Consider the following 21,081-nt stretch of genomic DNA (forward strand, 5'->3'; position numbering starts at 1 on the left):
GGTGAATCGGCGGTTCTATCCGGCGGTGTTGGCGACCGCCGCCGTGTTGTCTTCTTGTCACTACGATCCGTATCCGTCGCCTCGCGCGGGTCAGCCGTCCGCGACGGTGCTGGAATCTCAACTCAACGAACGTGATTCGCTCCAAGAGGCCGCCAACGACCTGATCGGCGTGGCAACCGCGATGCGCGATGCGGTTCAACGGGTCTACCCAGCAGCCCAGTGGTCGATCGCGCCGGCTTTGCCGGGCGGTCAGTCCGGCTGCGAGCCGCCGTTTACCTTTTTGTCCGGATCGATCTACCAGCTACCGGAGTGGTTGGCGACGGCTCCGGTATCAGCGGGTGATCGCGATGCGGTGATCGCCGCTGCCGCCGACGTACTGCGGGCTCACCACGCTGAGCACGTCGTCGTGACCAACGGCCAATCGGTGAGCGCGGAGTTGCCCGCCGAGCACGGCGGAATCCGGTTGATCATCAGCCCTCCGGCCGGCTCGAATCCCGCACTGATGAGTGTCAAAGGAGCGACCGGATGTCATCATGCGGCGCCCGGCCCAGGTCCGTGGGACATCCCGCCGGCACCCACGTCGCCACGGTAGCGAGTTAACTCGTCAGCCGGGATCTACTGGGCCGGCGGCCCAAGCCGGCTCGACGAACTAGAGGCCGGCGCCTATCGAAACGGTCCCATCCAGACGCGTGACGGCAACGAATCACCGGGCGGACACCGCGAGGCTTCGCCCGAAACGTTGAGAGGAACACGTGCCCGCACGCTCAACCGGAGACGACGCTGGCGCCGCCGTGCCCGCGTGCAGAGCACCTTCCGGGGTTTCAATGACCGCCGTCTTCGGATCGCTGGTCGACGCTTCGGATCCGGGGTCGTAGATCATGACCGCGGCTACCGCCATACATTTTTTTCTCGAACTGGCCGTCATCCTCGGAGTCTGCCGGCTCGTGGGACTTGTTTCGCAACGACTCGGACAGCCGCAAGTCGTCGGCGAGATGATCGCCGGTGTACTTCTAGGCCCGTCACTGCTGGGGCGGGTAGCGCCAGGGCTGCAACATCAGCTGTTTCCGCCGGGAGCAGCTAACACTGTGCTCTACACCGCAGCACAGATCGGCTTAGTCCTGTACATGTTTCTCGTCGGGCTCAACTTCGACGTCAACCTGCTCAGACATCGCGCCGGCACCGCGGTGGCAGTGTCGGCCGCGGGCATCGTCACGCCACTCGCCCTGGGGGCTCTCATCGCCGTTCCCCTTCTGGCGCAAGGATTTTATTTCGAAAAGGGTGTCTCGCTCGTCCTGGCAATGATGTTCTTGGGTGCGTCGATTGCTACCACCGCTTTCCCTATGCTCGCCCGAATAATCTTCGAACAACGGCTGTCAGGGACACCTTTAGGCACCCTCGCCCTGATATGCGGTGCAACCGATGACGCGTTTTCATGGTGCATCCTCGCGGTTGTTCTGGCCGTCCACCGTGGCAGCCCCATGATGGCCGTCTCCGCAATTGTCGGCGGAATCTTCTACACGCTGTTGCTGTTGACCCTCGGTCGCCGGGCATTGGCTCGATTGGGCACCAAATCGGAACGCGAGAATTCGGTGTCGGCATCGACGCTCAGCACGGTTCTGATTCTGCTCATGACCTGCGCGTGGTTCACCGACAGTATCGGCATATATGCGATATTCGGAGCCTTCGTGCTGGGGGTTGCTATGCCTTCAGGACGCTTCGCTCACCAACTCACCGCGTGCCTCGAGCCACTCGTCACCACCCTGTTGCTGCCACTGTTCTTTGTGTACTCGGGCCTCAACACCCAGGTCGGTCTTGTCAACAGTGGGAAGCTTTGGCTGGTGGCGGCGGGAATCCTCGTCGTTTCGGTCGCGGGAAAGGGAGTCGCGTGCGCATTGGCCGCGTGGCTGAGGAAAGTGCCAGTTCGTGAAGCCATCGCCATAGGGTCACTCATGAATGCGCGCGGCTTGATCGAGCTCATTCTTCTCAACATCGGACTCCACTCCGGAATCATCACGCCGACGCTGTTCAGCATTTTGGTCTTGGTTGCCATCGTCACCACTCTGATGGCGACACCGCTATTCGAATGGGTATACGGTCGCCGGCGCGTAGACGAATCGCTGCCCACGGATGCGACTGGTGAGGACGCGGCCACTGAAGAGGTTCAATTAGAGATTAGTTAAGTAAAGATAATAGATTTCATTTCCGCCCCGGCGCTGCTGCGCGGTGGCGGCTCAAGTGCGTACGTCGGAGAGCCGTTGTCGCGCAGTGCGTTTAGCCAGGAGCACGGCGTCCCGGCGGGCTGCGACCGGCTACGTCACAAGTGTTGCCAGAAATGTATTTCCGTGTAAGTTCTTAACTATTAAGTGAGTGAATCATCGGCTGGGGGAGTTGAGACTTATGGACGCGCGAGCGCAGCTCTCAAAGTTGAGCGTGGACGCACGTGAGGAGTTGGCGCGCCGGATCGCGGGACTGTTGGAGACCGACGCAGACGCTCCCGACCACGACGTCACGATCATCGGCAGCGGTGTGGCGGGACTGACGCTGGCACTCGAAATCGGCACGGCACGGCCTCAGACGCGCATCCTGATCGTTTCACCGACCTCGTATCCGGTACCCGAGATCACCCATACCGTCGGCGAGTCGACCGTGGAGGTGTCCGCCCATTATTTTCGGGACCGTCTTGGCCTCACCGATCATTTGCAATCAGCGCAGCTACGCAAAATGGGCCTGCGCATGTTCTTCACTCACGAAGCCAACACCGATATCGCTGCGCGAATGGAGCTCGGCAGCTCCACGTTCGTCCCTCAAGTCACCTATCAGATCGATCGCGGCCGGTTGGAAAACGAACTCCACCAACGGTGCATGGCGCACGGTGTGCAAATCCTCAGCGGCCGAGTTGTCGACGTTGAGTTCGGTGTGGCGGGTCGGCCGAACACGGTCTCAGTGCAGAGTGGTGAGACGGTGACGCACACGACGACTCGTTGGGTGGTCGATGCATCGGGACGAAACCGGGCGTTGTCGCGACGGCTGGGGTTGCGGCGCGCCAACGAGCACAACTGCAACGCCGTCTGGCTTCGCGTGGCAACGGAAATCGATGTCGGCCAATGGAGCGATGACCCGGCCTGGCAAGCGCGACTTGTCGAGGGCGACCGGGCGCTGTCGACCAATCATCTTATGGGCGAGGGGTATTGGGTATGGCTGATCCGACTCGCATCCGGGTCGACCAGCGTCGGCATCGTCGCCGACCCAGCAGTGCACGAATTCGACGATTTCAACACCCTCGCAAAGGCTTTGGCGTGGCTTGGCGACCGAGAGCCGCAATGCGCCGCGGTTCTGGCAGAGCACGAACATCTGATCAAAGATTTCCGGGTCATGAAGAACTACAGTCACGGCGCCACGCAGGTCTACGACGGCCGTAGCCGTTGGTGCCTCACGGGTGACTCGGGGGTCTTCCTGGATCCCCTGTATTCCTCGGGACTCGATCTAGTAGCGATCGGTAACGGCCTCATCACGGACATGATCGCCCGAGAGCTCGACGGGGAAAACGTCATCGCCCGGGCCGCGGTGAGCGACTCCCTCTTTCGGTCCCTCACCGAGATGTGGCTGGCGGTGTATTGCCATCAATACCCGCTGATGGGCTCACCGGCCGTGATGTCGGCGAAGGTGATCTGGGACATCGCGTTCTACTGGGGGTTTGTCGGCTTCTTGTACGTTAACGGTCGGTTTGTGAGTGTCGCGGACGATCCTCAAGTGGTGCCATACCTGGAGGGATTGATCACGCTGAGCAATCGCACTCAACGTTTCTTTCGGGAGTGGGCAGCGGTCGAAACCGCCCAGCCCTCAAGGCGATTCGTGGATTTGTACGCGCCGCTGAATTTCATGACGACACTGCACACCGCCATGATGGGTCAGCCCTCGGAATTCATCGCCGGGTTCGAGGCGAATTCTCAGTTGTTGCATCAGCTGGCGGGACAGCTGGTGGAAGCGGTCATTTCGGACAAGAGCAGTCGTTTCACCGAGGACAACGTCATGCGGCAGGCTCAGGCGTGGCAGCGCGATCCGTATCTACGTGAACTCCGTTCCGGTTACCGCCGACGGCAGACCGTCAATCCGATCAGTCACACCTGGTTGATCCAGACAACACCAGCACTCCAACTTCATTGATATTCAATAGGATTTCGCACAGCCCTCATCTCGGTGCTGCAAATTCGGCGTCGCGGCCGCCGATGCCCAAAGCTGTGCTACGTGGGGCGAAAGGATGAGCATGCCCACTGCGCACGACGCGCGCGAACCGTTGGCGATCGTCGGAATCGGGTGTCGATTTCCCGGCGATGCCGACACCCCGCAACGCTATTGGGACTTGCTGCGCAGCGGCATGGACGCCACCCGTGAGGTTCCCCAAACACGTTGGGACGCGGATAAATACTACGATCCGCACGCGGCAAAAGCCGGAAAGATGGTGACCCGCCGAGGCGGATTCCTGCGCGAGATCGACCAATTCGATCCGCAATTTTTCGGCATATCGCCTCGTGAGGCGCATCTGCTGGATCCGCAACAGCGTCTCTTACTGCAGACCACGTGGGAGGCACTCGAGGATGCCGGAATACCCGCAGACCGCCTCGCCGGCAGCGAAGTCGGGGTATTCGTCGGCGGGTTCACGCTCGACTATCAATTGCTGCAAAACCAAGGCAGAACCAGTCGCTACCGATTCAAGACCCATTCCGCCACGGGAATGATGATGACCATGCTGGCCAACCGCATCTCGTTCGCGTTTGACTTCCGCGGACCGAGCATGACCATAGATACGGCATGCTCGAGTTCGCTGGTCGCGGTACACCTTGCGGCGTCGAGTATTTGGAACGGCGAATGCGCTCTCGCGCTTGCCGGCGGGGTCAACATCATGATCGGCCCCAACACCGCGATCGCCGAATCCAAAAGCGGGTTCCTGAGCCCCGACGGACGCTGCAAGGCTTTCGACGAGTCCGCTGACGGATACGCGCGAGGCGAGGGCGGCGCCGTCGTAGTCATCAAACCGTTGAAGCAAGCACTGAGCGACGGGGATGAAATCTACGCCCAGATCCTGGGTACCGCGGTGAGTCAGGACGGCCGCACCGACAGCATCACCGTACCCAGCGCCCGGGCGCAGGAAGCGGCCATTGCCAGGGCATTACGTGATGCCAACGTTCACCCCCACGACATCGGCTATGTCGAGGCGCATGGCACCGGAACCCCAGTCGGCGACCCGGTGGAGGTGCAGGCGCTCGCCCGCGCGTTGGCCGCCGGCCGGCCTGCAAACGATCCGTTGCTGATCGGATCGGTCAAAACCAATATCGGGCATCTTGAGGCCGGTGCCGGGGTGGCCGGATTGATCAAAGCGGCCTTGGTCCTCAAGCACGCTTACATCCCACCGACTCTGCATCTCGAGACGCCGAATAGCCGGATGCCGCTAGTCAAATGGAACATCGATATTCCCCGGACCGGTCGCGTGTTTCCGGATGTCAAACGACGGATCGCCGGGGTCAATTCTTTCGGCTTCGGCGGCACCAACGCGCATGTCGTGCTTGCCGAACCCCCGGAGCCGATCGGCGTGCCGGACCCCAAACCTTCGCCGCCGTTGCCGCTGGCCATATTTCCGATCTCGGCGCGCTCCGAGGAAGCGCTTGCGGCGACAGCCGACCAGCTGGCCCGATACTTGAGTGAACATCCCGACGTCACGGCGCAGGACTTCGGCTACACGCTCAGCCAACGTCGCTCACATATGAATTATCGCCGTGCTGTCATCGCGGCAAGCACCGCTGACGCACGAGACCAGCTGCGAGGCCTCGCGGAAAGTGAGCGCGCGGTGGTGGGTCGCACACCAGCGAGTGCCCCCAAGGTGGCGTTTGTGTGTACCGGCATGGGCCCGCAGTGGTGGAAGATGTGCCGGGGACTCTTAGGCGTCTATCCGGCCTTCACCGACTGCATCACACGATGCGATCGAGAGCTCTCCCGCTACGCTGACTGGTCGCTGATCGAGGAGCTGACAGCAGACGAGACCCATTCGCGGATGGCTGAAACGCATATCGCCCAGCCGGCCAACTTCGCAATCCAAGTAGCACTGGCCGCGCAATTTCAGGCATTCGGCATCACTCCCGACGCCGTGATCGGTCACAGCGCGGGTGAGGTCGCCGCGCACTACCTGGCCGGGGTGCTCACCTTCGAGCAAGCGATCCATGTGATCTACCATCGAAGCCGCCTGCAGCAGCGAACGAGTGGACTGGGGCGCATGCTCGCCGTCGGTCTCGACGTGGAATCGCTCACCGCAATCATTGACGACACGGCGCTCGCCGACCACCGACAACGGATTTCCGTCGCCGCCGTCAACAGCCCGACCGCCGTGACGGTCGCGGGAGCCGACGATGCCCTGAATGATATTGCCCGTCAACTCGATCAGCGCCAGGTCTTCAATCGGTTCCTCGCGGTGCAGGTGCCGTACCACACCCACTACATGGAGGCGGTGAAAGACGAACTCTATGCGTCGCTGGACGGACTGTGCACGGCCGCAGCGTCGCTTCCGCTGTATTCCACGGTGACCGGCGACCGGTTGGACCGCTACGCCGCAGGGGCCGCCTACTGGTGGCAAAACACCCGCGCCACTGTGCTTTTCGAACCGGCGGTGCGCCGGATGCTCGAGGACGGGTATACCCACTTCGTCGAACTGGGCCCGCATCCTGTGCTGGCAACCTCGTTGGTCGAGATCGCCGCCTCCCAGCAGACCGACGTGGTCGTGCTGCCGGCGCAACGGCGCGATACAGACGACAGTCGCGCGCTGATGAATTGCATTGGCGCACTGCACTGTCACGGGCGCTCGATCGCATGGGACTCGTTCTTTGCCCAGCAGCACGCACGCCTGCTGAAGCTTCCGCCGTACCCGTGGCAGTCCAAGCGCTACTGGAACGAGACCCCCGAAGCGATCGAGGAGTTGCACTACAAACCGGTACATCCGCTATTGGGGCAGCCGGTGAGCGCCATACACCCGACCTGGGAAGTCGAGCTGAGTGCTACCCGCATCCCGTTTCTCGCGGATCATCAAGTGCAGGGAAGCGTCCTGGTGCCCGGGGCGGTATACGTCGAGATGGCCCTCGCCGCCGCCGCGGAAGCCTACGGATCGGCCGAGTACAGCGTCAACAACCTGACGCTGCACCGCGCCGTCATCCTCGATGACACCTGCGATCCCATACTGCGGACCACCCTTGACCAAAACAGCGGCACACTGGAATTCGCTTCGTTCACAGCAACGGCCGGTGGGGACGTCAAGTGGACCATAACGGCCACCGCCGAGCTCAACACGCTGCCTCGGGCGCCGCGGCCGAATGACATCGTGAGTGGGGCAGGGGAGGCCGCCAGCATCGCCGGCGCCGAGTTCTACGCACGAACCCAAGCCGTCGGTTTGGCATACGGCGACGCATTTCGAACCGTCGCCGATGTCACTGCCGGAGAAGGGTGGGCCACGGCCCGGCTCATCATTCCGGCAGCGCTGCGCGAAACCCTCGACGCATTCCGCTTCCATCCCGCTCTCATAGACGGCGCATTCCAAACACTCTTGGGAACACCACTTTTCGAATCCGAGTCGAATGAAAGTCCCTATCTTCCAGTTCGCCTGCGGCACAGCGCCGTCTATCGTCGGCCCGAAGAACACATGACTGTGCACGTACGCGTCGTCGCCGCCAACGAGGACGAGATCGAAAGCGATATCACCATCACGGCTGAGCAAGGCGAGCCGCTCGCCGTATTCAACGGTTTCACCGTGCGCTCATTGGGCGCCGCGTCTCGGATGTCGCCCGAACGGGTGGACAAGGGTCTGCTGGAAATCGAGTGGGTGCCACGTCCGGACAGCCAACGTCCGCAACGGGCGGCGTCAACTCCGACAGCCGGTTGCTCATGGCTCGTGTTGGCGGACAACGCAGGCTTCGGGGCAACGCTCGCCGAGCAGATGCGGCGCTGCGGTGAACGCGTCTACACCGTTGGCCATCAGTCCGTAGCCGCGCTTAGCCGAGTCGACGGCGAGTACACGCTCGACCCGTCACAGCCGGAGCAGCTGAGGCAGCTACTCCAAACTCAACTCGACCGTGAGGGTGGCCTCGCCGGGATCATCGACTGCTGGCCGCTTGATATTTCCTCGGAAACAGACCACCGCCTAGGCCTTTTCGCGATACTTCACTTGGTCAAGGCTCTCGTAGACCATGACACCGTTGCACCACGCCTCTATGTGGTGACCGCCAATGCGCAGCCGGCGCTGCCCAGCGACACTCCGGTTGCACCGCACGCGGCCCTGTGGGGACTCGGCCGAGTGATCGGTCATCAAGAATTCGTCAAACACTGGGGCGGGCTCATCGACATCGACGAGCGCGACGACCAGGCCAACAGTGCTGTCCGCGTTTGCGAGCACATTCTCGACGGTGATCCCGAAGACCAGATTGCCCTCCGTGAGAGCGCGACATTGGTACCCCGTCTTCGGAAGAGCAGCACCCTGGCGGCCAAAACCTTTCCGACCAAACTTCCTCCCGACGCGACATACATCGTCACCGGCGGGGCTGGGGCTCTTGGTCGAGTTGTCGCAACCTACCTCGCCGAGCGGGGCGCGCGACATATTGCCCTGCTCTGCCGAAGCAAAGTTCCGCCAAGAGACAGTTGGGCGCGGGTCGGACCCGAAGACCGGCATTACGCGATCATCGAAACCATCGGAAAAGTCGAGCGTCTCGGTGCCCGGGTGACCACCGCCAGCGTGGACATCACCGACGTCGACCAGGTTAAGTCGTGGATTGCCAACCATATTCGTCATGGCGGTGCGCCAGTGCGCGGAATATTCCACGCCGCGGGAGTCGTCGATGACAAACTCTTGGTGAACATGACCGAAGCCGACTTCGAGCGGGTGTTGGCGCCCAAGGTCACCGGCACCCGAGTGCTGCACGAAACCTTCCTGGAGCACGATCTGGAGTTCTTTGTGATGTTCGGATCGGCCGGTTCGGTCATCGCCTCACCCGGTCAAGGCAACTATGCGGCGGCCAACGCGTATCTTGACGCCTTCGCGCACTACCGTCGAGCCAACGGGCTGCCGGCTCTCACCATTGGATGGGGACCTTGGTCAGTCGGCATGGTCAAAGAGCTGAAACTGGAGAAACTGTACGCGCAGCGAGGAATTGAGCTCATCACTGCGGCAACGGGTACCAAGATTCTGGATCGGCTTATCAACCAGAAGCTCTCCGCCGTGATCGCATTCGGCGCCGACTGGGCGCGGGTGCGCAGCGGGCTCGGCGGACAGTTGCCGCCAATGTTCTCCGAGCTGGGTGTCACCGAATCATCCTGCGCGGATACGGATTCGACATCGTCAATTCGAGAATTGCTAGCTGCCTGCCCAGAGGCCGACCGGTTCGGCCTGGTCGCTCGCCAAGTGCGCCAAGTCGTCTCCGCCGTCTTCGACCTGGCCGTCACTGATATCGCACCCGACGATGGACTCGACGACCTTGGCCTCGATTCAATGATGGCAATGGATTTCAGGTCCAGGATCAACGCATTGTTCGCCATCGACGTGCCGGTGCTCGAACTGCTCAGGGGCGTCAGCGTCAACTCCCTTGCCGCGCGCATACTTGACGAGCTCGCGCCGGCCGTTCCGGACCGACATGCGTCCGGTGACGTGCCCGAGCTCACCACGGTGGATGAGGTCGATCGGCTGATCGAACGGTTATCCGAGACCGACCTGCGCGAAGTTCTTGCCGCACTGCAGGAACAACCTGTCGAACAGGACACCTCGGAGGCGCACCCGTGACATGGCAGTCGCAATGACGGGCGCCGGTCGGTCATCCGCGGTACATGTTCGGGGGTTGTCGAAGGCGTATGGGCAACTCCGGGCAGTTCGCGACCTTGATCTCGACGTCGGCTATGGCCAAATCTTTGCGATATTGGGTCCCAACGGCGCAGGCAAGTCGACGACCATCGAAATTCTCGAGGGACATCGGAAACGCGACGCCGGGCAGGTGCTGGTACTGGGTGAGGACCCCGGAACCGCCGGCCGGAGCTGGCGCGCCAAGATCGGCATCGTGCTGCAGGAGGCCAGTGACGCCGGGATGCTGACGGTGTCGGAAACCGTGCGCATGTTCACCAAGTCCTACGGCAAGGCCCGAGATCCCGCCGATGTGTTGGGCCTCGTCGGCCTCGACTCGGCATCCGGCTCGAAGGTCAGAACGCTGTCCGGCGGGCAACGTCGCCGACTTGACGTTGCGTTAGGCATCATCGGCATGCCGGAAATACTGTTTCTCGACGAACCGACAACCGGCTTCGACCCGGACGCCCGTCGGCGCTTCTGGGACCTGATCAGACGGTTGGCGGCCGACGGGACGACGATTCTGCTGACCACCCACTACCTGGAAGAGGCTGCGGCCCTGGCGGATCGGGTAGCGGTGCTTGCCCACGGGAGCGTCGTGGCAATGGACTCGCCGGCACGACTCACCGGCTACGTCAGCTCGGCCGCGACGGTCCGTTGGATCGAAGGAGACACGGTTCACGTCGAGGAGACCGAGCACCCGACTGAATTGATCCGGCAGCGGTCGGAGGGTGGGGCGGAATTGGAGCAGCTGACGGTCTCTCGGCCCACGCTTGAAGACGCATACCTACATTTGATCGGCCACGCCGGATGAAGGTAGATCAGGCCCGCCGTTCCGTTACGCATCGACCGGCTGAGCACGCGTCGCCGTTGCCCGGACCGCTGCGCATCGGAGTCTCACGAATCATCCCGGAGCTGAAGATGTTTTATCGTCGGCCCGAACAGCTGGTTCTTACCTTTTCGATGCCGGCGGTTATCGGAATCTTGTTGGGTTCGATCTTCTCGACCAAACTGCCCAATAGCGACACGAGTACCGGCGCCGTGATCGCGGCAAGCATCTTGGCCTACGGGATTCTGTCGACTTCGTTCATCAATCTGGGCATCAGCATTGCGGCCGACCGCGAGTCCGGCGCGCTGCGGCGACTTCGAGGGACACCGACCACTGCCGTCTCCTATTTCGTCGGCAAGATATTTCTGGTCGCCGCCGCCAGCCTCGCCGAGGCCGTTGTCCTTCTGACAGTCGGGGTGACCGTCTTCAAGCTGCGCCTGCCTACGGACGCCTTCGGATGGTTCACGCTGACATGGGTGTTTCTCTTGGGGATCCTCAGTTGCTCGCTGTTAGGAATATTTGTCAGCAACTTGGCCAGCAACGCCGTCTCGGCGGCTGTGATAACCAATGGTCCGGCGGTGGCATTGCAGTTCGTTTCCGGCACGTACGTGCCGCTGATGGCGTTGCCCGGCTGGATGTTGACGCTCGGATCGTTGTTCCCCGTGAAATGGATGGCGCAAGGGTTTCGCTCGGTGCTGCTACCGCCGGAGATGGCAGCATTCGAACCGGCCGGCAGCTGGGAGCATTGGACGACATTCTTCGTCCTGACCGCATGGAGCCTGTGCGGCTTGTTCGCGTGCCTTCGGGTATTTCGGTGGTCGGAGAGGCGCTAGCCCGGCCTACGAGAACGTCGTGACCGCGCAGGTGCTGGGCGAGGTGATGTTGACGCCGCTGTAGACCACCTGAATGTGAGTGCAGGTGATGACGTTCTCATCCGTCTTGGGCTGGCCCGTGCCCCAATCGGTGGAGTCGATGCGTCCGGTCGTCTGGTATTTGTCCGGTGGGCCTTCGCCGAAGTAGACCGTGGTGATCTCGTCGGTACCCATCGATTTCATCACCCGCTCGTACTGCCCGTTGGCGTGCGCGTCCAGGTAGGCCATCCGGTTGTTCGACCGGATCTCGGTGGTCTGGCGTGCCCACAGGCCGGGTGGAAAGCCGATCACGCCGCCGTCGGGGGTGCGGGTGTCGGCCCCGGCGACGAAGTCGCAGTGGCCATCGGACTTGAAGCAGTTGAGGAACATGTGCGTTTCGAGCTGGTTCGGCCCGTCGAGGGGAAACAACGTGGTAGCGGTGTTGCTCGCCGCGCCGGCCGCGGGAGCCGGCAGAAAAGTCAACATCAGTCCGACGGCCGCCAACCCGGTTACCGATCGCATCATCGGCGATTCCTTCCGTCGAACCCCTCGAGCGAAACCCAACTCCGCGACTATTCGTCGTACGTGACTTCTACCGAATCAGATTCCGGGTGAGATTGACAGGCCAGAATTAGCCCCTCGTCGAGGTCCTGCTGCTCGAGCACGTCGTTGACCTCCATGTTGACTTTGCCGCTGCGCAACGTGCAGGCGCATGCCCCGCAGTGGCCCTCCCGGCAGGAGAACGGCGCGTCGAGGCCCTTGGCAAGCAGCACGTCGAGCAGTTTGGCGCTGCGCGGCCACGACACGGTGTGGGTCTCGCCGTCCAGTTCCACCACCGCGGTGGCCGGCGGCTGATCGCCCTCGTCGGTGTCCTCGATCGTCACCGCGGCGAACGGATCGGAATCCAGCGACTTGAACACCTCGATATGCACCTGTGGCGCAGGCACTTCCAGCGTCTCCAGCGCCTGGCGGGCCGCGTCCATGAACGGGCCCGGTCCGCAGATGAAGGCGTGCCGATCGGTGAACGGCGCGGCCAGCTTCGCCAGCGCCGCGGCGCCGGGCAGACCCTGCAGCGATTCCAGCCAGTGCAGCACCGTGAGCCGGTCGGGATACTTGGCGGCCAGCTCGCGCAGCGCATCGGCGAAGATCACCGAGCCTTCGTCGCGGTTGGCGTAGACCAGCGTCACCTGGCCGCTGCCCTCGGACAGCGCCGACTTGCAGATCGACATGATCGGGGTGATCCCGCTGCCGGCGGCCAGCAGCAGGAAATCCTGGTCGAGCGTCTTGGGGACGAAGTTGCCCGACGGGGCCAGCACGTGGATCCGCATGCCCTGGTGTGCGTTGTCGCACAGCCAGTTGGACGCGTATCCGTCCGCGGTCCGTTTCACCGTGACAGTGAGCGCATCATCGGTGAACGGCGAGCTGCACAACGAGTAGCAGCGCGCCACCGAGCCGGTACGGTCGCTGGGCACCCGCAACGTCAGGAACTGGCCGGGCGCGTAGCGCAGCCGCTCCGGCGGGATCTGCGGGTCGCCCGACGCGTCGGGCACCGCGAACACCAGCGAGCGTGCATCGCCGGTTTCGGCGACGACCTCGGCGATCTGCAGTTCAAGGACGTGGTCGCCGAGCGGCTCGTCGGGTGCTTGGTCCAGATCGGCTTCCGTCAAGACCCGCCCTCCCTTTCATAACAACTAGAACATGTTACAGAAAACCCGATTCATATCGCTACCAGGCGCAGGAATACCCTTGCTCGACACGAATCAGAACATGTTCTAGTCTGCTGTGTAAGTCCACTGAGTAAGTCTGGCCCAGGAGGCAAACCTAAGTGACGTCCATTCAACAGCGTGACGCGCAGTCGGTCTTAGCGGGGATCGACGATCTGCTCCCGAAGATCCGGGAGCGCGCTCAGGCGACAGAGGACCTGCGCCGGCTGCCCGAAGAGACCGTTGCCGAGCTCGACGAGGTCGGCTTCTTCACACTGCTGCAGCCCGAACAGTGGGGAGGTCTGCAATGCGACCCCGCGCTGTTCTACGAGGCGGTGCGGCGGCTGGCCAGCGCGTGCGGTTCCACCGGCTGGGTGAGCTCGATCATCGGCGTGCACAACTGGCACCTGGCGCTGTTCGACCAGCAGGCCCAGGAAGAGGTCTGGGGCGACGACCCCAAGACCCGGGTCTCGTCGTCGTACGCGCCGATGGGCGCCGGCGTCGTGACCGACGGAGGCTACCTGGTCAACGGATCGTGGAACTGGTCGTCGGGCTGTGACCACGCCACCTGGGCGTTCCTGGGTGGTCCCGTCATCAAGGACGGCCGCCCGGTCGACTTCGGCAGCTTCCTGATCCCGCGCAGCGAGTACCGCATCGACGACGTGTGGCATGTCGTCGGCCTGCGCGGCACCGGCAGTAACACCGTCGTCGTCAAGGACGTCTTCGTGCCGCGGCACCGGTTCCTGTCCTACAAGGCCATGAACGACGGCACCGCGGGCGGGTATCAGACCAACACCGCGGCGGTCTACAAGATGCCTTGGGGCACAATGCATCCCACCACCATTTCGGCTCCGATCGTCGGGATGGCCTACGGTGCGTACGACGCACACGTCGAGCACCAGGGCAAGCGGGTGCGGGCCGCGTTCGCCGGCGAGAAGGCCAAGGACGACCCGTTCGCCAAAGTGCGTATCGCCGAGGCGGCCAGCGACATCGACGCCGCGTGGCGCCAGCTGAGCGGAAACGTCGCCGACGAGTACGCCCTGTTGTCGGCCGGCAAGGAGATCCCGTTCGAGCTGCGCGCCCGCGCCCGTCGCGACCAGGTGCGCGCCACCGGGCGTGCGATCGCTTCCATCGACCGGCTGTTCGAGGCGTCCGGTGCCACCGCCCTGGGCAATGACCAACCGGTGCAACGGTTCTGGCGAGACGCGCACGCTGGTCGGGTGCACGCGGCCAACGATCCCGAGCGGGCCTACCAGATCTTCGGGAACAACGAGTTCGGGTTGCCGCCCGGCGACACCATGGTCTAAGCCGTGCGTGCCGCGACGATGCAGAGCGCAAAAGCGATGTGGGGGCACCTCCCGCTTGCGGGGGAGAGGAGCGGCGCACTGTGACCGCTACCGAGGAATTGACGTTCGAGTCCACCTCGCGCTTCGCCGAGGTGGACGTGGATGGGCCGCTGAAGCTGCACTACCACGAGGCGGGTTTGTCCTTTAAAGGCAACGGCCAGACCATCGTGCTGCTGCACGGCGGCGGGCCGGGCGCGGCGAGTTGGACGAACTTCTCGCGCAACATCCCGGTGCTGGCCAAGCAATTTCATGTGTTGGCCGTCGACCAGCCCGGCTACGGCCACTCCGACAAACGCGCCGAACACGGGCAGTTCAACCACTACGCGGCCCGCGCGCTCAAAGGGCTCTTCGACCAGCTTGGCCTGGGACGTGTTCCGCTGGTGGGCAATTCGCTGGGCGGCGGCACCGCGGTCCGGTTCGCGCTGGACTACCCGGACAAGGCCGGGCGCCTGGTGCTGATGGGTCCCGGCGGGGTGAGCGTGAACCTGTTCGCGCCCGACCCGACCGAGGGCGTCAAGCGGCTGGGCAAGTTCTCCGCCGAGCCCACCCGGGAGAATCTCGAGGCGTTTCTGCGGGTGATGGTCTATGACCAGAAACTGATCACCCCTGAATTGGTCGAGCAGCGTTTCGAGTTGGCCAGCACGCCCGAATCGCTGATGGCCACTCGGGCGATGGGAATGTCTTTCGCCGGAGCCGATTTCGAGCTCGGAATGATGTGGCGAGAGGTGCACAAGTTGCGCCAGCCGGTGTTGCTGATCTGGGGCCGCGAGGACCGGGTCAACCCGCTTGACGGCGCACTGGTCGCGCTGAAGACCATCCCGCGTGCACAGCTACACGTTTTCGGGCAATGTGGGCACTGGGCACAGGTGGAGAAGTTCGACGAGTTCAACAAGCTCACCATCGATTTCCTGGGAGGTGCGTGATGAGCATCCGTTCTCTGGGTTACCTGCGCATCGAGGCCACCGACATGGCGGCCTGGCGTGAATACGGCTTGAAGGTCCTCGGCATGGTCGAGGGAAAGGGCAGCACCGAAGGTGCGCTCTATCTGCGGATGGACGATTTTCCGGCCCGGTTGGTGATCGTGCCGGGCGAGGGAGACCGGCTCATCGAAGCCGGCTGGGAATGCGCCAATGCCGCAGGGCTGCAAGAGATCCGCAACCGGCTCGACGTCGAGGGCACGCCCTACAAGGAGGCCACCGCCGCCGAGTTGGCCGATCGCCGGGTGGACGAGATGATCCGGTTCTCCGACCCGTCGGGTAACTGCCTGGAGGTCTTTCACGGCGCCGCTCTCGAGCACCGCCGCGTGGTCAGCCCGTACGGGCACAAGTTCGTCACCGAGGAGCAGGGCCTGGGCCACGTGGTCTTGACCACTCGCGACGACGAAGAGACGCTGCACTTCTACCGCGACGTGCTGGGCTTCAAGCTGCGGGACTCGATGCGGCTGCCGCCGCAGGTGGTCGGCCGGCCCGCCGACGGCCCGCCGGCCTGGCTGCGCTTTCTGGGCTGCAACCCTCGGCACCACAGTCTGGCCTTCATGCCGGGCCAGACCCCCAGCGGCATCGTGCACCTGATGGTCGAGGTGCAGAACTCCGACGACGTCGGGCTGTGCCTGGACCGGGCGCTGCGCAAGAAGGTGCCCATGTCGGCCACGCTGGGCCGTCACGTGAACGATCTGATGCTGTCCTTCTACATGAAGACGCCCAGCGGATTCGATATCGAATTCGGTTGCGAGGGAAGACAAGTCGAAGACGACGACTGGATCGCCCGGGAGAGCACCGCGATCAGCCTGTGGGGCCACGACTTCAGCGTCGGCTTCAAGGGTTGACTTCGGGGCCCACCATGACCGCCGAGCCAATCGACCCGCGCACGTTCCGCAGCGTGCTGGGGCAGTTCTGCACCGGGATCACGATCATCACCACCGTGCACGACGACGTCCCAATCGGCTTCGCGTGCCAGTCCTTCGCGGCGCTATCGCTGGATCCACCGCTGGTGCTGTTCTGCCCCACCAAGGTGTCGCGGTCGTGGCAAGCCATCGAGGCCAGCGGCCGCTTCTGCGTCAACATGCTGACCGAGAGCCAGAAACACGTCTCGGCCCGGTTCGGATCGAAAGAACCCGACAAGTTCGCCGGAATCGACTGGCACGCATCAGAACTCGGCTCGCCGATTATCGACGGATCACTTGCCCATATCGACTGCACGGTGGCATCCGTGCACGACGGCGGCGATCACTTCGTGGTGTTCGGTGCGGTGCGGTCGCTGTCCGAGGCGCCGAAGATCAAACCGCGCCCGCTGCTGTTCTACCGCGGCGAATACACCGGGATCGAGCCGGACAAAACGACGCCCGCTCAGTGGCGTGACGACCTGGAAGCCTTCCTCACCGCGACGACCCAGGACACCTGGCTATAGCGCCGTGTCGCTGGCCCGGGCTTAGCCGCGCGTGCCGCGATAGGTCTCGTGCTTGACGGCTTCCGCGTCCGTCATCGCATCCGGCGACTCGGACGACCATGCGTCGTCGCGGTCCCGGGCGGACTCTGCCTCCTCGCGGTCCTTGTTGCCGGTCTTCGGGTCGATGCTGTCGGCACGGTCGAACTGTTCCTGAAGTCGATCCCGCGATGCCGCCGCGTCGCGCTGATGTTTGGCCGCGTGCTCCTGCAGCCGGGCGGCTTCGGCGGCTTTCACCTCGGCCTCGGCCTGCGCAGCGCGTGCCTTCGCGGCCGTCTCCTGCGCGAGTGCCTCTCGCCGTTCGACCCTGGCCGACTCGACTCGTGCCTGCTCGCGGATCGCTTCGGCCTTCCGCATGCGGTGGCGGTTTCGGCTCTTGCTGATCACCACGAAAAGCGCGGCGATCAGCACGATTGCCACTACTGCGACCACAATCCACATCGTGTTGGTACTCATCATGGGCTCCGTCTTCGAGGATGGGTGTTATTGGCGCTTCGGCCCTTTGGACGAATCCCCGTATTGCACACAAATAAAACAACGAAACTCGGGCCGGCCGATCCCTGTCGAGTGGGTTTCGATGCTCGCGTCTTCGGGCATCTCAGAGAGGATCTCTCGTTGCCGAGCATCGCGGTGATGGGTTCCCGGTGGCCCGTTGAGGGGGCGGGCCACCGGGCCGATCCGTTCTAGCGGATCCCCGTATTACACATATATCAAACAAGCCCAAAAAGCGCCGCTACAGCCGGCCGCCTCGACCGCTGTTTGAGCACCTGCCAGCGGCAGCTGGCAGGATCCGCTACATGAAGTCCAGGGCCTCGACCGTCGCGATCGGGCCCTCATGGGTAGGCCGGTTCGCGCCGCCGATGACATAGACCGTGTTGCCCACCGTGGCCACCACCTCGGCGTGCCGCGGCGTCGGCATCGGCGGCAACGTAGTCCACTTCCCTTCGGAGATGTCGTACATCTCGACGACGTTGAGCACCCGGGTCGGTTCTTCGCCGCCGATCGCCAAAATCCGGCCGTCGATGTACGTCGCGCCGTAGCTGCCGCGCGGCGTCGGCATACCCACCAACTTGGTCCATTGACCGGATTGCGGGTCGAACCGCTCGAGGGCCGCGGAGTTCTTGTCCGAGGACAGGAACCGCCCGCCGATCGTGTACACGTAGGTGCCATCGGAGACCGCGGCGAGGTGCTCGCGCGGGGTAGGCATGTCGGCGGCGTCCTTCCACGAGCTGCCGTCGAACACCTCGGTCTGCGGGACGAGCTGCTTGGCGTTCTGCCCGCCGACAACGACGAGTTTGTCGCCGACCACCGCCGCGGCCGGCGCCGCGCGAGCGTGCGTCAGCGGCGGTAACTCCACCCAGTTGCCGCCGCGCAGCGCGAACACCTTGTTGGAGCCGTCGGCGATGTTGTCGCTCGCGCCGCCGAGCACGACCACCTCACCGCGGTAGGTCGCGGCGGCGGCGTGGTGCAGCGGGATGGGCAACGGCGGCCCGGTTTCCCAGGCACCGGTTTTCGGGGTGTAACTCTCGACCGTTTGTAGGGCAACGCCGTTGCGTAGGCCGCCCATGATCCAGATCTTGTCGTTGAGCACCGCCCACGCCATCATCAGCCGGGCCGTCGGCGCGTCCGGCAGCGAACGCCATTGCGCGGCAGGCTGAATCTTGCGGGCCGGCAGCTTCAGCACCTCCGCCGTCGACGTCGGCTCGCTAGTGCCGATGGCGCTCGATCCGCCGATCGCGTATACGGACTTCTCGACCGCCGCGACAGCCATGCCGTGCCGCGGGGTCGACATGTCGGGGAGACCGGACCACGTTTTGCTCATCAGATCGAACACCGAAACGCTTTTGAGGACCTGCCCGCCGGACACCCCTCCGACGGCCACCAGCCGTCCGTCGGTGATGACGACGCCGAGGTCGCTGCGCGCCTGGGGGAGCGGGGGCAAGGTCGTCCAGGTCTTGGCGACCGGGTCGTATGCCTCGACGTTGACCTGGTCGGAGTCCCCGGTGGTTCCACCCACCGTGTAGACGAGCTTGCCGTCCGAGGCCGCGGCCAGCTGCTGGCGCGGAGTCGGTATCGGAGCGCCGAGGGTCCAGGAGGTGCCGTCGAAGACCTCGGTGGTGTTCAGCAGTGCGCCGTTGGCGTCCACACCGCCCGTGACGACCAGGCGGTCGCCCGCGACCGCGGCCGCGGCCGCCGCACGGGGCTGCAACAGATGCGGTAGCTCTACCCAGCGACTGTTGACGACTCGCCAAACCTGGTCGGTCGCAACGTTTTTGCCGCCGACGCTTTTGAAGCCGCCGAGTACGACCGGGTTGCCCTGCCAGTTGACGGCCATCGCGTCCTGCACGGCGACAGGTAGATCGTCGCCGCCTTTCCAGCTGTCGATGACGGGGTCGTAGCCTTCTTGCAGTGCCGTGACCGCGCCGTCGCTCCGGATCCCGCCGAATACCCAGATGGTTCCGTCGACCTGCGTCGTCGCCGTCTCAACGCGTGACACGCGATCGTTGGTGATCGGCTTCCACACAACTGGCGCTTGGGTCGTCGGCTGGCCCGCGACCGGCTGCTGGTTCTTGTTGTCGGGCGTCAGCAGGAACAAACCGCCGATGACCAACAGCACGACGACGAGGGCGGCGCCGGCGATCATCGCAACGCGCTTGCGCCCCTTGCCGGGCTCGGAGAACGACTCTCGCACCTTGACCAAGAACGGTTTGCGCCAGGAGGGCGGGACCGAACCGGACGACGCCGGTTGGCCCGGACCGCTCGGCGGGCTCATTCCGGAGCCACCGCTCGCCGAAGCTCCAAGCAATGCTTGGGTTTCCGCGGCGGAGGCGCCGCGCAAGATGTTTGCCGCTTCGGAGAACTCGCGCGGATCGGGAGGCCCGGGCTGCAGACGCGGTGAAGCGCCCCCGGCGACGTCGCCGATCGCCTGGGTGGGGCCCGGGTCCGCGGCCGGGGGAACCGAGCCGGGAACGGTCGACGTCGTACCGTCCGGTGCGGACGCGACCGCGTCGGTAGAGGCAATCGACGTCTGCGCACCGACGCCCGGCTGCGGGTTGAGGGTGCGGCCCGATTCGGTTGCGGTGCTGGTAATTGCCATCGAGTCGGGTCGTAGACCGCTGAGTTTCTGGGCGGACTGCAGTTCGCGGCCGAACTCCGCGGCGGACGCGGGCCGTTCCGCCGGATCGATCGCCATCGCATGTTCGATCGCCGCGCAGACGGATTCCGGGATTCCTTCCGGACGCATGTCGGGAACCCGTGTCGTGCTGATGCGCAGGTACTGCGCGACGAGGTCCTCGTCGTTCTTGCGTTCATGCGCGGCCGCGCCGGCGATCAGCGCATAGATCGTGGCGCCCAGCGAGTAGATGTCGGAGGCCACGGTGGCCGGCTTGCCGGTCATGACCTCCGGTGCGGTGTAGTCGATTGTGCCCGAGAAGAACCCGGTCGCTGTTTCGTAACCACCCTCGATGTGGGCGATCCCGAAGTCACTCAGCAGGGGCTCGCCGTAGTCGCTGACCAGCACGTTGGCGGGCTTGATGTCGCGGTGCAAGGTGCCGCTTCGGTGTGCGGTTTCCAGTGCGCCGCAAAGCTTTACGGCGATTCGCAATGCCTCGGGCCAGGCGATCGGCCCTTCGCGGCGCAACCGGACCGCCAGGGAATCCGAGGCCATGTAGGGCATCACGATGTAGGGCCGGCCGCTGTCGGTCACACCGACCCGCAGGATGTTGACGATGTTCGGATGCCCCGAGAGTCCGCCCATCGCATAGCCTTCACGCAAAAAACGCTCGCGGCTCTCTTCGTCTATGTGCGACGGCAGCACTTTGATCGCGACGTTGCGCCCCAGCGCTGTCTCGTAGGCGCAGTAGATGACTCCAGCGCCGCCCCTGGCGACTTGGCGTGCGTCCTCGAATCCAGAGTCGGACAATTCCGCGATGATGCCGCTGGGCGGCGTTGCGTCTTTGGGGGACCCATCACCCATATTCTTGGCGCTCAACTTCCCCGCGATTGTCGATTCGCGAGCTCAAGAGTAGCGCTAGGTGCTTGTTCGGGGACA

The 21,081-nt window shown here is 63.9% G+C and carries 14 protein-coding genes; 10 read left to right on the forward strand and 4 right to left on the reverse strand.

What is annotated here, in order from left to right; genetic code table 11:
• Window position 1 precedes the first annotated feature (1 nt).
• The 6 genes from SKC41_RS10030 (at window position 2) to SKC41_RS10055 (ending at window position 11,521) form a co-directional block, all read left to right on the forward strand.
• Window positions 2-592: an LppA family lipoprotein gene (locus SKC41_RS10030; RefSeq protein ID WP_330977485.1), complete on the forward strand. Its 591-nt coding sequence runs from the start codon at window positions 2-4 to the stop codon at window positions 590-592.
• A 286-nt stretch (window positions 593-878) separates the two neighbouring features.
• Entirely contained in the window at window positions 879-2,180 is a 1,302-nt protein-coding gene (locus tag SKC41_RS10035) for a cation:proton antiporter (protein WP_330977486.1), read from the forward strand.
• Between the two features lie 250 nt (window positions 2,181-2,430).
• Entirely contained in the window at window positions 2,431-4,164 is a 1,734-nt protein-coding gene (locus SKC41_RS10040; RefSeq protein ID WP_330977487.1) for an NAD(P)/FAD-dependent oxidoreductase, read from the forward strand.
• A 100-nt stretch (window positions 4,165-4,264) separates the two neighbouring features.
• Window positions 4,265-9,805: a type I polyketide synthase gene (locus tag SKC41_RS10045; RefSeq protein WP_330977488.1), complete on the forward strand. Its 5,541-nt coding sequence runs from the start codon at window positions 4,265-4,267 to the stop codon at window positions 9,803-9,805.
• Window position 9,806: 1 nt separating this feature from the next.
• Entirely contained in the window at window positions 9,807-10,673 is an 867-nt protein-coding gene (locus SKC41_RS10050) for an ABC transporter ATP-binding protein (protein ID WP_330977489.1), read from the forward strand.
• The gene (locus tag SKC41_RS10055; protein ID WP_330977490.1) at window positions 10,670-11,521 is read left to right on the forward strand and encodes an ABC transporter permease; all 852 of its coding nucleotides are present in this window, start codon (window positions 10,670-10,672) and stop codon (window positions 11,519-11,521) included. The genes SKC41_RS10050 and SKC41_RS10055 overlap by 4 nt, the downstream gene beginning before the upstream one ends.
• Window positions 11,522-11,527: 6 nt before the next feature.
• Here the strand turns inward: SKC41_RS10055 and SKC41_RS10060 are convergent, their stop codons facing one another.
• Together SKC41_RS10060 and SKC41_RS10065 are read right to left on the reverse strand one after the other, a co-directional pair.
• Window positions 11,528-12,064, reverse strand: coding sequence for a hypothetical protein (locus SKC41_RS10060; protein WP_330977491.1), 537 nt, complete (start codon window positions 12,062-12,064; stop codon window positions 11,528-11,530).
• A 47-nt stretch (window positions 12,065-12,111) separates the two neighbouring features.
• Window positions 12,112-13,206, reverse strand: coding sequence for a ferredoxin--NADP reductase (locus tag SKC41_RS10065; protein ID WP_330977492.1), 1,095 nt, complete (start codon window positions 13,204-13,206; stop codon window positions 12,112-12,114).
• Window positions 13,207-13,364: 158 nt separating this feature from the next.
• On the opposite strand from SKC41_RS10065, the gene hsaA reads away from it, so the two are divergent.
• The 4 genes from hsaA (at window position 13,365) to hsaB (ending at window position 16,994) form a co-directional block, all read left to right on the forward strand.
• Entirely contained in the window at window positions 13,365-14,549 is a 1,185-nt protein-coding gene (hsaA, locus tag SKC41_RS10070; RefSeq protein WP_330977493.1) for a 3-hydroxy-9,10-secoandrosta-1,3,5(10)-triene-9,17-dione monooxygenase oxygenase subunit, read from the forward strand.
• An 80-nt stretch (window positions 14,550-14,629) separates the two neighbouring features.
• On the forward strand, window positions 14,630-15,511 hold the full coding sequence (hsaD, locus tag SKC41_RS10075) for a 4,5:9,10-diseco-3-hydroxy-5,9,17-trioxoandrosta-1(10),2-diene-4-oate hydrolase (RefSeq protein WP_330977494.1): 882 nt from the start codon (window positions 14,630-14,632) through the stop codon (window positions 15,509-15,511).
• Window positions 15,511-16,413 (forward strand): iron-dependent extradiol dioxygenase HsaC, encoded by a 903-nt coding sequence (gene hsaC / locus SKC41_RS10080; protein WP_330977495.1) that lies wholly within the window; start codon window positions 15,511-15,513, stop codon window positions 16,411-16,413. The genes hsaD and hsaC overlap by 1 nt, the downstream gene beginning before the upstream one ends.
• Before the next feature lie 14 nt (window positions 16,414-16,427).
• Window positions 16,428-16,994, forward strand: a complete 567-nt coding sequence (hsaB, locus tag SKC41_RS10085) for a 3-hydroxy-9,10-secoandrosta-1,3,5(10)-triene-9,17-dione monooxygenase reductase subunit (RefSeq protein WP_330977496.1) — start codon at window positions 16,428-16,430, stop codon at window positions 16,992-16,994.
• Between the two features lie 21 nt (window positions 16,995-17,015).
• Here hsaB and SKC41_RS10090 read toward each other — a convergent pair whose 3' ends face one another.
• Both SKC41_RS10090 and SKC41_RS10095 read right to left on the reverse strand, forming a co-directional pair.
• Entirely contained in the window at window positions 17,016-17,450 is a 435-nt protein-coding gene (locus SKC41_RS10090; protein WP_330977497.1) for a hypothetical protein, read from the reverse strand.
• A 373-nt stretch (window positions 17,451-17,823) separates the two neighbouring features.
• Entirely contained in the window at window positions 17,824-21,006 is a 3,183-nt protein-coding gene (locus SKC41_RS10095; RefSeq protein ID WP_330977498.1) for a Kelch repeat-containing protein, read from the reverse strand.
• Window positions 21,007-21,081: the final 75 nt, after the last annotated feature.

The sequence above is a fragment of the Mycobacterium sp. 050128 genome (assembly GCF_036409155.1).
Taxonomy (GTDB): Bacteria; Actinomycetota; Actinomycetes; order Mycobacteriales; family Mycobacteriaceae; genus Mycobacterium.